Here is a 12,501-nt window from a genome sequence, read left to right on the forward strand (position 1 = left end):
CTTTGGTAACCATCTTCGGTAACCATAAGCACCATCAAGTTCCGTTCCGAGTTAGCGTATCAGCGAGTAAAAAATGCCATCTGTTCTTTCGCTTGCAGACGTCTCCCGTTCGCCCCGCAAGAGCGGCTGGCTCGACACGATCATCAAGGGCGACTGCGTTGCCGCGCTCGAAGCGCTGCCGGACCAGTCCGTCGACGTCATCTTCGCCGATCCGCCGTACAACCTCCAGCTCGGCGGCGCGCTGCACCGTCCCGACCAGTCGCTGGTCGACGCCTGCGACGACGAGTGGGATCAGTTCGCCTCCTTCGAGGCCTACGACGCCTTCACCCGCGCCTGGCTGCTCGCCTGCCGCCGCGTGCTGAAGCCCTCGGGCACGATCTGGGTCATCGGCTCCTACCACAACATCTTCCGCGTCGGCGCCACGTTGCAGGACCTCAATTTCTGGATCCTCAACGACATCGTCTGGCGCAAGACCAACCCGATGCCCAACTTCAAGGGCCGCCGCTTCCAGAACGCGCATGAGACGATGATCTGGGCGACCCGCGATCCGAAGGCCAAGGGCTACACCTTCAACTACGACGCCATGAAGGCCGCCAACGACGACGTGCAGATGCGCTCCGATTGGCTGTTCCCGATCTGCAACGGCGGCGAACGCCTGAAGGACGCGGACGGCAAGAAGGTGCATCCGACGCAGAAGCCCGAAGCGCTGCTCGCCCGCATCCTCATGGCCTCCTCCAAGCCCGGCGACGTGGTGCTCGACCCGTTCTTCGGTTCCGGCACGACCGGCGCCGTCGCCAAGCGCCTCGGCCGTCATTTCGTCGGCATCGAGCGCGAGCAGAGCTATATCGATGCGGCCCGCGCGCGCATTGACGCGGTCGAGCCGCTCGGCTCCGGCACCCTTTCCGTGATGAGCGGCAAGAAGGCCGAACCGCGCGTCGCTTTCAACACGCTCCTCGAAAGCGGCCTTCTCCAGCCCGGCACGGTGCTGACGGATGCCCGCCGCCGCCACAGCGCCATCGTGCGCGCCGACGGCACGCTCGCCTCTGGCAACGATGCCGGCTCCATCCACCGCGTCGGCGCCAAGGTGCAGGGGCTCGACGCCTGCAACGGCTGGACCTTCTGGCACTATGCCGACGGCGCGGAGCTGAAGCCGATCGACGCGCTGCGCGCTGTCGTGCGCTCCGGCATGGCCGGCCTCGAATAGCCGGCTGACGACCCTTCGACCCTTTCTCCAGCTGCGGCCTCCGGTGTTCCCTGCACCGGGGGCTGTGGCTTTTGTGGCCGGCGCTGCAGCCCTCATCCGGGCTGCCGACAAAAGCGTTGTACTTTCCTCCTGCGCGCACATTTACGGTGCCGCGTTCAAACGATGTTAACCATCGCCCGCTTACTGTGATCCGGCAAACACATCAGGCCAAGCAACGGAAATCGTTGCGAAAGCCGAGGCCGATCAACCGGCCGGATATCGCTTTTCCGGTTTTTGTACCTTCAGTCCCGGAAATGCGAAAACGCCCGGAGCCTTGCGGCTCCGGGCGTTTCGGTTTCGGGCCGGATGTGGCCGGATCAGAGCGCGATGCCGTGCGCGGCAAGGTCGCTCTTCAGCTTTTCAGCACCGGTGAACAGCACGGCGTTCCAGCCCGCCATGCGCGCGCCCTCGACATTGGCCGGTGCATCGTCGATGAAGAGCGTATGGGCGGGCGAAAGGCCGAAGTCGCGGCTGTGCTTCTCGTAGATCGCAAGATCCGGCTTGATGAGTCCGATCTCGCCCGAGACGGTGACGCCGCGCGGCTTGTCGAGGAAGGGGTACATCCTGCGCGCCTCCTTGAAGGTGTCGGCGGCGAAATTGGTCAGCATGGTGACGTCGCGTCCCTGTGAGATCAGCGTCTCCAGGATCGCAACGCTCTCCACATAGGCGGGCGAGACCATCTCGTGCCAGTGCTTGCGGAAGGCGCGGATCTGCTCGACGCGCTCGGGATGCGCCTCGATCAGCAGCGCCTCGGCATCCTCCCACCGGCGCCCGCGGTCCTGCTCCAGGTTCCAGTCATGCGTACAGACATTGGCGAAGAACCAGTTGCGCTCCGCTTCGTCGGGGATCAGCCGCGCGAAGGGGATATGCGGATCGTAGTGGATCAGCACCCGGCCGATGTCGAAGACGATGTGGCGGATTTCGATGCTGCTCATGCTTTCCTCTTTTTTTGAAATGCGTCCGGTATGGCTTGCGTGATGGCCTTCTTCATGACGGTCGGCAGCGCCTCGCCGTCGAGCGTTTCCTTCGGCTGCCACCATCCCGCGCCCGCCTGCGCATCCCGCGGAACCACGGAGCGGTAGACGCTGAGGCGCAGTTCGAAATGCGTGAAGACATGGACGACGGTGCCGCAGGCCTGCCAGTCCGCCGAAAAGGGCGCGGCGGAGATATCGGTCTCCCCGTCGATCCGCGCCGTCCAGGCGCTGCCCGGCACTTCCGTCATGCCGCCGAGAAGGCCGCTTTCCCCCCGCTTGCGCAGGAAGACGGCGCCGGTCTCGTCCTCGGCAACAAAGGCCGCGCCGAGCCGGACGGGCTTTTCCTTCTTCGCCGCCTTGCGCGGATAGAGCTCGGGGTCATCGCGCCCCAGCACCCGGCAGTCCGAGTTGAACGGACAGAGCGCGCAGGCAGGGCGGCGCGGCGTGCAGATCGTCGCGCCGAGGTCCATCATCGCCTGGGCGAAGTCGCCCGGCCGGTCCTCCGGCGTCATTTCGGCCACCAGCGCGCGCATTTCCGGCTTTGCCGCCGGAAGCGGCGTCTCGATGGCGTGAAGGCGCGAGACGACGCGCTCGACATTGCCGTCGAGCACCGCGCTCTTCCGGTTGAAGGCGATGGCGGCGATGGCCGCCGCCGTATAGTCGCCGATGCCGGGCAGGGCCTTCAATCCCTCTTCCGTGTCGGGAAAGACCCCGCCATGCTCGAAGGCGACGGCTTCGGCGCATTTCTTGAGGTTGCGGGCGCGGGCGTAATAGCCGAGGCCGGCCCAGGACTTCATCACGTCCTCGTTGTCGGCCTTCGCGAGTTCCGTCACGGTTGGCCAGCGCGCGGTGAAGAGCGCGAAATAGGATTTGACCGCCTGCACGGTGGTCTGCTGCAGCATGACCTCGGAAAGCCAGATGCGGTAGGGATCGGGCGCAATCCCCCGCGCCGCCATCGGCGGGCTGACGCGCCACGGCAGATCGCGGTGGTGCCGGTCGTACCAGGCGAGAAGCAGGTCGGCGGGCGCCGCGGTCCGGTGGGATTGGGTCATGGTCTGCCTGAAACGGGATCGGGGCGCTTCTATAGCCTGACAGGGCGGCGCGCGCAAAACCGCTGCACATTTCTGCTGGAATTGCTCTATAACTGGCCGAGTGGTCCGCGATGTTCAAGGCATCCTGCGGGCGAGAACAGGAATATTTTCCCGCAAGGGGTAGGCCGTGAACGCGAAAATGCCCGCACGCCAGTCGAGACGCGGTGTCGTCCAGATCAGCGAGGTCGCCAACGACCTCATCGATCCCGTGCTGGCAAAGCGCGCCGGCATCAACACGATGCTGCTCGGCTCGTGGGAGGAGATCGCCGGCGCCGAGTTCGCCGAATGCACGCGGCCCGAGCGCATCGCCTGGCCGCGCCGCGCCTCGGAAATGGCGGGCGAGGGCGGTGGTCACCAGCCGGGCGTGCTGACCATCGCCTGCGAGGGCGCGCGCGCGCTCTTCCTCAGCCACCAGCAGGGCGAGATCATCCAGCGCATCAACGGCTTCTTCGGCTTTCCCGCCGTCAGTCAGGTGAGGATCGTGCAGAAACCGGTGGCGTTGCATCCGCGCCATCGTCCCCGGCCGCGTCCGCTGACCGGCGCTGCGGCCCGCCATCTCGACGAACTGGTCGAGGGCATCGAGGGCGAGGCGCTGAAGGCGGCGCTGAAGCGCCTCGGCACCGCCGTGCTCGGCCGGCGCCGCTGATCATCGAACGGTCACAATTCTTTGAAGTTACTGGCCTTCACACCGCTTGTTCGCGCCCGAAAGCAGGTATAACGGGAGAGCGAAAGAATTTTACATCCCTTCCGACAGGAGAGACCATGTCCCTTTCCGAAATGAGCCTGATGAAGCGTCTTCTGACCGGCGCCGCCGTTGCGGCGCTCGCCGTGACGCTGGCCGCCTGCTCCGACGAGAAGAAGGAGACCGCCAAGGCTCCCGAGACCAGCCAGACGACGGGCGAGACCGCAAGCTCGACGCCGGCGACCGCCTCGGGCACGTCGAACGAGACTACGGCGGCAACGACCGAAACGGCGGCAGCGCCCGCCGCTGCCGTGGACGTCCCGTCTTCCGAGGGCAGCGTGGACATGGCCGAGGTGCTGAAGCCCGGCGCCCTGCCGGACATGGCGCTCGGCGAGGCGAATGCGCCCGTCACCATCGTCGAATACATGTCGACGACCTGCCCGCACTGCGCGGACTTCCACAACAAGACCTTCGACGCGATCAAGACGAAATATGTCGACAGCGGCAAGGTCCGTTTCATCGTGCGCGAATTCCCGTTCGACCCGCGTGCCGCGGCCGCCTTCATGCTGGCGCGCTGCAACCCGCAGGACACGACGAAGCTCACCGAGGCTGCGCAGTATTTCCCGATGCTTTCCATGCTGATGAAGCAGCAGGAAACCTGGGCCGCCGCGCAGGATGGCCGCGAAGCGCTGCTGCAGATGTCCAAGCTCGCCGGTTTTACACAGGAGAGCTTCCAGGCCTGCTTGACGAACCAGAAACTTCTGGATGATGTGAACGCGGTACGGGAACGTGCCGCCAAGGAATTCGGGGTCGCCGCGACGCCGACGTTCCTGATCAACGGCAAGCGCTACGCGGGGGACATGTCGGTTGACACCATGTCGGCCCTCATCGACAGCATGCTCTGATCCTTCGACCGGATTTTCGGCGGGCGACGGCGGGAGCCGTGCGCCCGCTTTTTATTTTGCGGCGGCGTTGCCCCTCATCCTCCTGCCGGGACCTTCTCCTTGGCCGCGGGGAGAAGGAGGAAAACGGCGCGTCCATCGTTCCTCGCCCCGTTTACGGGGAGAGGATGCCGGCAGGCAGGTGAGGGGCATCCTTCGCCGTGCGAAGGAAGGGTTTCCCGCCCTTGCCGGTGCCGCATGAAATTCACCAAGCTCCGCCTCCTCGGCTTCAAGTCCTTCGTCGAGCCCACCGAATTCGTCATCGAGCGGGGCCTGACCGGCGTCGTCGGGCCGAACGGCTGCGGCAAGTCGAACCTCGTCGAGGCGCTGCGCTGGGTGATGGGGGAAAACTCCTACAAGAACATGCGCGCGTCTGGCATGGACGACGTCATCTTCTCCGGCTCCGGCAACCGCCCGGCGAGGAACACCGCAGAAGTCGGCCTCTATCTCGACAATTCCGACCGCACCGCGCCCGCCGCCTTCAACAACGAGGACGAGATCCAGGTGACGCGCCGCATCGAGCGCGAGAACGGCTCGGTCTACCGCATCAACGGCAAGGAGGCGCGCGCCAAGGATGTGCAGCTCCTCTTCGCCGACGCCTCCACCGGCGCCCGCTCGCCCTCCATGGTGGGGCAGGGCCGTATCGGCGAATTGATCCAGGCCAAGCCCCAGGCCCGCCGCCAGCTTCTCGAAGAGGCGGCCGGCATTTCGGGCCTTCATTCCCGCCGGCACGAGGCGGAGCTGCGCCTGCGTGCCGCCGAGACCAATCTGGAGCGGCTCGACGATGTCACCTCGCAGCTGGAAAGCCAGATCGAGAGCCTGAAGCGCCAGTCGCGGCAGGCGAGCCGCTTCAAGGCGCTTTCGGCCGATATCCGCCGCCACGAGGCGATGCTCTTGCATATCCGCTGGGCTCAGGCCAAGGAGGCCGAGGGCGAGGCGGAAAGCCAGCTCAACCAGGCGACCTCGCTCGTCGCCGAGCGCGCCAATGCGCAGATGCAGGCGGCCAAGGACCAGGCCGTCGCCAGCCTGAAGCTGCCGGAACTGCGCGAGAACGAGGCCAAGCTCGCCGCCGTCCTCCAGCGCCTGCAGATCGCCCGCGCGCAGCTCGAAGAGGATTCCGCCCGGCTGCTCCGCCGCCGCGACGAACTCACCCGCCGCCTCGCCCAGCTCGCCGAGGATATTTCCCGCGAGGAGCGCATGGTGGCCGATAATGCCGCCGTGCTGGAACGGCTGACGGCCGAGGAGGAGGAGATCGGCGAGATCCTCGCCGAGGCCGACGAACGCGCCGAAGCGGCCCGCGAGACGATGGACGAGGCCGCCGCGAAGCTTGCCGAAAGCGAAGCCGCCCTTGCCGCCGTCACCGCCGAGCGGGCGGAGGCGCAGGCCGTGCGCAACCAGCTCGAAAAGGCGATCCGCGACCTTTCCGAACGCCATCTCCGGCTCGGCCAGCAGTTCGACGCGCAGGCGCGCGAACTGGAGGAGATGGACGCCCGCATTGCGGGGCTTCCCGATCCGGAAGAGCGCCGCGTCGCCGTGCAGTCCGCCGAAGAGGCGCTGGAGGCGGCCGGCGACATGCTCGTCGCTGTCGAAGAGGCCCTGGAAGAAGCCCGTTTCAACGAATCCGCCCTGCGCGGTCCGGTCGATGCCGCCCGCGCCCGGCTTGCCGGGATCGAGACGGAAGCCCGCACCATCCGCCGTATGCTGGAAGCCGGTGCCGCCGGTGGCTCCTTCGCGCCGGTCGTGGAGGAGGTCGATGTCGACCGCGGTTATGAGACCGCGCTCGGTGCCGCGCTTGGCGACGATCTCGATTCGCCTGCGGATGTGGATGCGCCCGTTCACTGGCGGCTGTCGGGAGACCCCGTCGGCGATCCGGCCCTGCCAGATGGCGTCCCGGCGCTGATCGCCCATGTCCGTGCGCCAAAAGTCCTGCACCGCCGGCTTACCCAGATCGGCCTTGCCGCCAGCGTGGAGCTGGCGCTGTCCCTGCTGCCGAAGCTGAAGCCGGGCCAGCGGCTCGTTACGCGCGACGGCGCGGTCTTCCGCTGGGACGGCCACGTCACCGGCGCGGATGCGCCGAGCGCCGCCGCCCTCCGCCTCGAGCAGAAGAACCGCCTCGCCGAACTGGAGACCGAGGCAGAGGACGCCCGCGCGGCGCTCGCCGAAGCGGAAGCCGATCTAGCCCGCGCGGCCGAGACGATCCGCGCCGAGACGCAGCGCCAGCAGGCGGCGCGCGAGGCGCAGCGGGGCGCTGCCCGCACGCTGGCCGAGGCCCGCGAGGCGCTGGAAGCGGCCGAGCGCGCCTCCGGCGACCTCATCCGCCGCCGCGCCGTGCTCTCGGAAACGCGCGCCCAGATCGAGGCGCAGGTGGAGGAGGCCGCGGAAAGCCTGGAGGATGCCCGCGCCGCGCTGGAAGACGCACCGGACCTCGCCGATCTCGATCTGCGCCTGCGCACCCACACGATGGATGTCGCGACCGACCGGGCGACGCTGGCCGAAGCCCGCGCCGCCCATGACGGCCTCGCCCGCGAGATGGCCGACCGCCGCCGCCGGCTGATGGCCATCTCGGCCGAGCGCGAGACGTGGAAGAGCCGCGCCGCCAATGCGCAAAGCCATATCGCCACCCTGCGCGAGCGCGAAGGCGAGGCGCGCGAGGAGATGGAAGAGCTCATCGAGGCCCCCGACGAGATCGAGGAGAAGCGCCGCGAGCTCCTGACCGGCCTCACCAATGCCGAGGCCGCCCGCCGCGAAGCCGCCGACGCCCTCCAGGAGGCCGAGAACCACCAGCGCGAGGCCGACCGCATGGCCGCGACGGCCCTTTCGCAGCTTGCCGAAGCCCGCGAGGCGCGTGGCCGCTCGGAAGAACGTCTCGTCTCCGCCCGCGAGCGCCGCGTCGAGGGCGAGGCGCGCATTCGCGAGGCGCTGTCCTGCGCGCCGCACGAGGCCCTGCGCCTCACCGGCCATCCGGCCGATGCCCCGCTGCCCGATCCGCGCGAACGCGAACGGGAGCTGGACCGGCTGAAGATGGAGCGCGAGCGCCTCGGCGCGGTGAACCTGCGCGCCGAGGAAGAGCAGAAGGACCTCACCGAAAAGCTCGACGCGCTCGTTGCCGAGCGCGAGGATATCATCGAGGCGGTGCGCAAGCTGCGCTCGGCGATCCAGAGCCTCAACCGCGAGGGCCGCGAGCGCCTGCTCGCCGCCTTCGATGTCGTCAACGTGCAGTTCCAGCGCCTCTTCACCCACCTCTTCGGCGGCGGTACGGCGGAGCTGCAACTGATCGAGAGCGACGACCCGCTCGATGCCGGCCTCGAAATCCTCGCTCGCCCGCCGGGCAAGAAGCCGCAGACCATGACGCTGCTTTCCGGCGGCGAGCAGGCGCTGACGGCCATGGCGCTGATCTTCGCCGTCTTCCTCACCAATCCCGCGCCGATCTGCGTGCTGGACGAAGTGGATGCACCACTCGACGACCACAATGTCGAGCGCTACTGCAACCTGATGGACGAGATGGCGGCCTCCACCGAGACCCGCTTCGTCATCATCACCCACAACCCCATCACCATGGCCCGCATGAACCGCCTCTTCGGCGTCACCATGGCCGAGCAGGGCGTGTCGCAGCTGGTCTCTGTGGACCTGCAGACGGCCGAGCAGCTTCGCGAAGCCTCCTGATCGCCGGGAACAAAAGCCTTTCCAATGCGTTGACCGCCGCCCGCACGTTGCGGCGGGACTATGCAATTGGGGATCACACGTGAGCAGAAACGCACTTTACATGATCATCGGCGCCCTCATCGTCGTGGTGGCCGGGTTTTCCTATTATGCCTGGCAGCAGGAAAAGAAGCCGGACGGCGTGGAAATCCGGCTGGACGACAAGGGGCTTTCCATCGAGGGGAACTGAGCCGCCGATTGCCGCCGTGCCCGACGGGCACGGCCATAGCCTCCTCTCGTGATGTTGCATTGCCGTTGCAAAATTGATGCAATGCAGCAAATTTCCCATCCTACCGCGTTTTCAAAGGGATGCAGTTCCTGTAGATTGCGGGGACGCATTTGGGAGGCGTCGATGGAGAAGTGGGTCTATACCTTCGGGGGAGGCCGTGCCGAAGGCAGCGCGGGCGACCGCAATCTGCTGGGCGGTAAGGGCGCGAACCTTGCTGAAATGTGCAATCTCGGCCTGCCGGTGCCGCCGGGGCTCACCATCGTCACCGCCGCCTGCAATCATTATTACGAGAACGGCCGCTCGCTGCCCGCCAGCCTGAAGGATCAGGTCCGCGAGGGGCTTCGCCATATGGAGGCGATCACCGGCCGCGCCTTCGGCGACACGGCGAAGCCGCTGCTGCTTTCCGTGCGCTCCGGCGCCCGCGCCTCCATGCCCGGCATGATGGACACGGTGCTGAACCTCGGCCTCAACGACCGCACGGTCGAGGCGCTCGGCCACGATGCGGGCGACGCGCGCTTTGCCTGGGACAGCTACCGCCGCTTCATCCAGATGTATGGCGATGTCGTCATGGGCCTCGACCACGAGGTCTTCGAAGAAATCCTCGAAGACGAGAAGGGCCGGCTCGGTCATGAGCAGGATACGGAGCTCTCCGCCGTCGAGTGGCAGCATGTCATCGCCCGCTACAAGGAGATCATCGCGGAGGAACTCGGCGAGGAATTCCCACAGGACCCGGAAGTCCAGCTCTGGGGCGCCATCGGCGCCGTCTTCGCAAGCTGGATGAACGCCCGCGCCGTCACCTACCGCACGCTGCACAACATCCCCGCCGTCTGGGGCACCGCCGTCAACGTCCAGGCCATGGTCTTCGGCAATCTCGGCAATTCCTCGGCCACCGGCGTCGCCTTCACGCGCAATCCTTCGACCGGCGAGAACAAGCTCTACGGCGAATTCCTCGTCAATGCGCAGGGCGAGGATGTCGTCGCCGGCATCCGCACGCCGCAGAACATCACCGAGGAGGCGCGCCTTGCCTCCGGCTCCGACCGGCCCTCGCTCGAAAAGCTGATGCCGGAGGCCTTCGCCGAATTCCGCGGCATCTGCGAGCGGCTGGAGCGGCATTACCGCGACATGCAGGACCTCGAATTCACCATCGAGCGGGGAAAACTCTGGATGCTCCAGACCCGTTCGGGCAAGCGCACGGCCAAGGCCGCGCTGAAGATCGCCGTCGACATGGCGACGGAAGGGCTGATCAGCGAGGGCGAGGCCGTCTCGCGCATCGATCCCGCCTCGCTCGACCAGCTCCTGCATCCGACCATCGATCCGCGCGCGCGGCGCGACGTCATCGGCTCCGGCCTGCCGGCCTCGCCGGGCGCGGCGACAGGCGAGATCGTCTTTACCTCCGAAGAGGCCGTGAAGGCGGATGACGAGGGCCGCAAGGTCATTCTCGTGCGCATCGAGACCAGCCCGGAAGACATTCACGGCATGCATGCCGCCGAAGGTATCCTCACCACGCGCGGCGGCATGACCAGCCACGCGGCGGTGGTGGCCCGCGGCATGGGCACGCCCTGCGTTTCCGGCGCGGGCACGCTGCGCGTCGACCTGCGCAACGAACTGCTGATCGCCCACGGCGTGACGCTTCGGAAGGGCGACATCATCACCATCGACGGCTCCTCCGGCCAGATCCTGAAGGGCGAGATCCCGATGCTGCAGCCGGAGCTTTCCGGCGATTTCGGCCGCATCATGGAATGGGCGGACCGCACGCGCCGCATGAAGGTGCGCACCAATGCCGAGACGCCGGCGGATGCCCGCGCGGCCCGCTCTTTCGGCGCCGAGGGCATCGGCCTTTGCCGCACCGAGCACATGTTCTTCGAAGGAAGCCGCATCAATGTGATGCGCGAGATGATCCTTGCCGAGGACGAGGCCGGCCGCAGGGCCGCGCTGGCCAAGCTGCTGCCCATGCAGCGCTCGGACTTCGCCGAGCTCTTCGAGATCATGCACGGCCTGCCGGTGACGATCCGCCTGCTCGACCCGCCGCTGCACGAATTCCTGCCGAAGAGCGACGAGGAGATCGCCGAGGTCGCCGCCGCCCTCGCCATCGACGAGGCCGTGCTGCGCCGACGCGTCGATACGCTGCACGAATTCAACCCCATGCTCGGCCATCGCGGCTGCCGTCTTGCCATCTCCTATCCCGAGATCGCCGAGATGCAGGCCCGCGCCATCTTCGAGGCCGCTGCGGAAGCGGCGAAGAAGACGGGCGCTGCCGTCGAGCCGGAGATCATGGTGCCGCTCGTCGGCCTCAAGGCGGAACTGGACTATGTGAAGGCCCGCATCGAGGCGGTGGCGAAGGCGGTGATCACTGAGAGCGGCGTGCCGATCACCTATCTCACCGGCACGATGATCGAGCTGCCGCGCGCGGCCCTTCGCGCCCATGTCATCGCCGAATCGGCCGAATTCTTCTCCTTCGGCACCAACGACCTGACGCAGACGACCTTCGGCATCTCGCGCGACGACGCCTCGGCGTTCCTGTCGACCTATATCCAGAAGGGCATCGTCGAGCAGGACCCGTTCGTCCAGCTCGATTTCGACGGCGTGGGGGAACTCATCCGCATCGCCGCCGAGCGCGGCCGGCGCACGCGCAACGACCTCAAGCTCGGCATCTGCGGCGAGCATGGCGGCGACCCGGCTTCGATCCATTTCTGCGAGGATGCGGGGCTGGATTACGTCTCCTGCTCGCCCTTCCGCGTGCCGATCGCGCGGCTGGCGGCGGCGCAGGCAGCGTTCAAGGGCAGCAAGGCCTGAACGGCGGAAGCGCGAAGGCGCTCGCCTTAGCGGTGCCGGTGGTCGCGCACGATGATGACGGGCGGCGGCATGTAGAGCGCGTCGCGGCTCGCCTGCCGCAGCGCATAACGCCGGTCGAGGTCGATGCGTTGCAGGCATTCCGCAAAGGCATCCGTGCGGGGGCGGAAGCCGTAGGAGACGCAGCGATCCTCATCGGCCGCGCGCATTTCCTCCGCCGTCTGGCAGCCGGCGATGACGACGGCGATGGCCGCAAGGGCGGCGAGCTTTGGAAACATCGTGGACATGCGGCCTCCGGCGGTCTGTTGACCCCATGGAGATAGGCTTGCCCGGGCGCTGCGGCAAGCCCTCAGATGCGTTCGAGCACGTCGATGAAGGCGTCGGCGAAGCGCTTGAGGTCCTGCGTCGAATCGTCAGGGCTCTCGACCCGGATCGCGGCGCCTTCCGCATCGAGCAGGGCGAACACCACTTCGAGCGATCCTGCGTCTCCCTTCGGCACGCGTAGCGCCGCAATCCGCAGGCAATCCTCCGCAAGGCCGGAGGCGGGCAGCTCGAAGAGGAAATCCCCGCCCACCTGGCCGGCGGCGCTGCGCACGGCCTCGGTGAAGGTTTCCGCATCGCCGGCAAAGCCGTCGAGCGAAAGTTCCAGTTCCAGAAGCTCCAGGGGGAGGGCGGGCTCGCCAGCATTGGTGGCGACAGGTGTGTCGGCGGCTGTCTGCGTCGGCAACATCGTCAGGCTCCTAGCGCAATTCCAGCGAAGCGGTCCTGCCGCCGGAACTGCATCGAATGAAATTCCCCCGTTCGTGAAAACTCGTTAACGAGCGTGGCAAATTTGCGGCACGCAAGGATATT

At 67.0% G+C, this 12,501-nt stretch carries 10 protein-coding genes; 6 read left to right on the forward strand and 4 right to left on the reverse strand.

Translation table 11 applies throughout. The features are described from left to right. The first annotated feature begins 73 nt into the window (after positions 1-73). Positions 74-1,204: a site-specific DNA-methyltransferase gene (locus DSD28_RS01255; RefSeq protein ID WP_119254539.1), complete on the forward strand. Its 1,131-nt coding sequence runs from the start codon at positions 74-76 to the stop codon at positions 1,202-1,204. A 356-nt stretch (positions 1,205-1,560) separates the two neighbouring features. On the opposite strand, the gene DSD28_RS01260 is transcribed toward DSD28_RS01255, so the two are convergent. Both DSD28_RS01260 and mutY read right to left on the reverse strand, forming a co-directional pair. Then, positions 1,561-2,178: an HAD family hydrolase gene (locus DSD28_RS01260; protein WP_119254540.1), complete on the reverse strand. Its 618-nt coding sequence runs from the start codon at positions 2,176-2,178 to the stop codon at positions 1,561-1,563. After that, entirely contained in the window at positions 2,175-3,269 is a 1,095-nt protein-coding gene (gene mutY / locus DSD28_RS01265; protein WP_119254541.1) for an A/G-specific adenine glycosylase, read from the reverse strand. The genes DSD28_RS01260 and mutY overlap by 4 nt, the downstream gene beginning before the upstream one ends. 178 nt (positions 3,270-3,447) lie before the next feature. Between mutY and DSD28_RS01270 the strand changes: the two genes are divergently transcribed. The 5 genes from DSD28_RS01270 to ppdK all read left to right on the forward strand — a co-directional run bounded on the left by DSD28_RS01270 (position 3,448) and on the right by ppdK (position 11,652). Next, positions 3,448-3,954 (forward strand): DUF721 domain-containing protein, encoded by a 507-nt coding sequence (locus DSD28_RS01270; RefSeq protein WP_119254542.1) that lies wholly within the window; start codon positions 3,448-3,450, stop codon positions 3,952-3,954. Positions 3,955-4,070: 116 nt separating this feature from the next. Continuing rightward, positions 4,071-4,895 carry a DsbA family protein gene (locus DSD28_RS01275; protein WP_119254543.1) on the forward strand — a complete coding sequence of 275 codons (825 nt, stop codon included), beginning with the start codon at positions 4,071-4,073 and terminating at the stop codon, positions 4,893-4,895. A gap of 234 nt (positions 4,896-5,129) precedes the next feature. Continuing rightward, complete coding sequence (locus tag DSD28_RS01280) at positions 5,130-8,594, forward strand: chromosome segregation SMC family protein (RefSeq protein ID WP_119254544.1); 3,465 nt, start codon at positions 5,130-5,132, stop codon at positions 8,592-8,594. Positions 8,595-8,673: 79 nt separating this feature from the next. Next, a complete protein-coding gene (locus tag DSD28_RS25720) occupies positions 8,674-8,820 on the forward strand; it encodes a hypothetical protein (protein ID WP_162911171.1) in 147 nt (48 codons plus the stop codon). 162 nt (positions 8,821-8,982) lie between these two features. Then, positions 8,983-11,652: a pyruvate, phosphate dikinase gene (ppdK, locus tag DSD28_RS01285; protein ID WP_119254545.1), complete on the forward strand. Its 2,670-nt coding sequence runs from the start codon at positions 8,983-8,985 to the stop codon at positions 11,650-11,652. Between the two features lie 26 nt (positions 11,653-11,678). Here ppdK and DSD28_RS01290 read toward each other — a convergent pair whose 3' ends face one another. Next, positions 11,679-11,936, reverse strand: coding sequence for a hypothetical protein (locus tag DSD28_RS01290; RefSeq protein WP_245424701.1), 258 nt, complete (start codon positions 11,934-11,936; stop codon positions 11,679-11,681). Positions 11,937-11,998: 62 nt separating this feature from the next. Beyond that, positions 11,999-12,379, reverse strand: a complete 381-nt coding sequence (locus DSD28_RS01295) for a hypothetical protein (RefSeq protein WP_119254546.1) — start codon at positions 12,377-12,379, stop codon at positions 11,999-12,001. Positions 12,380-12,501 lie beyond the last annotated feature (122 nt).

The sequence above is a fragment of the Shinella zoogloeoides genome (genome assembly GCF_003574625.1).
Lineage (GTDB): Bacteria > Pseudomonadota > Alphaproteobacteria > Rhizobiales > Rhizobiaceae > Shinella > Shinella zoogloeoides_A.

What these genes read in the sequence shown, in the direction of transcription:
- DSD28_RS01255 (WP_119254539.1), top strand. Translation starts at nt 74, where the DNA reads ATGCCATCTGTTCTTTCGCTTGCAGACGTCTCCCGTTCGCCCCGCAAG.
- DSD28_RS01260 (WP_119254540.1), bottom strand. Translation starts at nt 2,178, where the DNA reads ATGAGCAGCATCGAAATCCGCCACATCGTCTTCGACATCGGCCGGGTG.
- mutY (WP_119254541.1), bottom strand. Translation starts at nt 3,269, where the DNA reads ATGACCCAATCCCACCGGACCGCGGCGCCCGCCGACCTGCTTCTCGCC.
- DSD28_RS01270 (WP_119254542.1), top strand. Translation starts at nt 3,448, where the DNA reads ATGCCCGCACGCCAGTCGAGACGCGGTGTCGTCCAGATCAGCGAGGTC.
- DSD28_RS01275 (WP_119254543.1), top strand. Translation starts at nt 4,071, where the DNA reads ATGTCCCTTTCCGAAATGAGCCTGATGAAGCGTCTTCTGACCGGCGCC.
- DSD28_RS01280 (WP_119254544.1), top strand. Translation starts at nt 5,130, where the DNA reads ATGAAATTCACCAAGCTCCGCCTCCTCGGCTTCAAGTCCTTCGTCGAG.
- ppdK (WP_119254545.1), top strand. Translation starts at nt 8,983, where the DNA reads ATGGAGAAGTGGGTCTATACCTTCGGGGGAGGCCGTGCCGAAGGCAGC.
- DSD28_RS01290 (WP_245424701.1), bottom strand. Translation starts at nt 11,936, where the DNA reads ATGTCCACGATGTTTCCAAAGCTCGCCGCCCTTGCGGCCATCGCCGTC.
- DSD28_RS01295 (WP_119254546.1), bottom strand. Translation starts at nt 12,379, where the DNA reads ATGTTGCCGACGCAGACAGCCGCCGACACACCTGTCGCCACCAATGCT.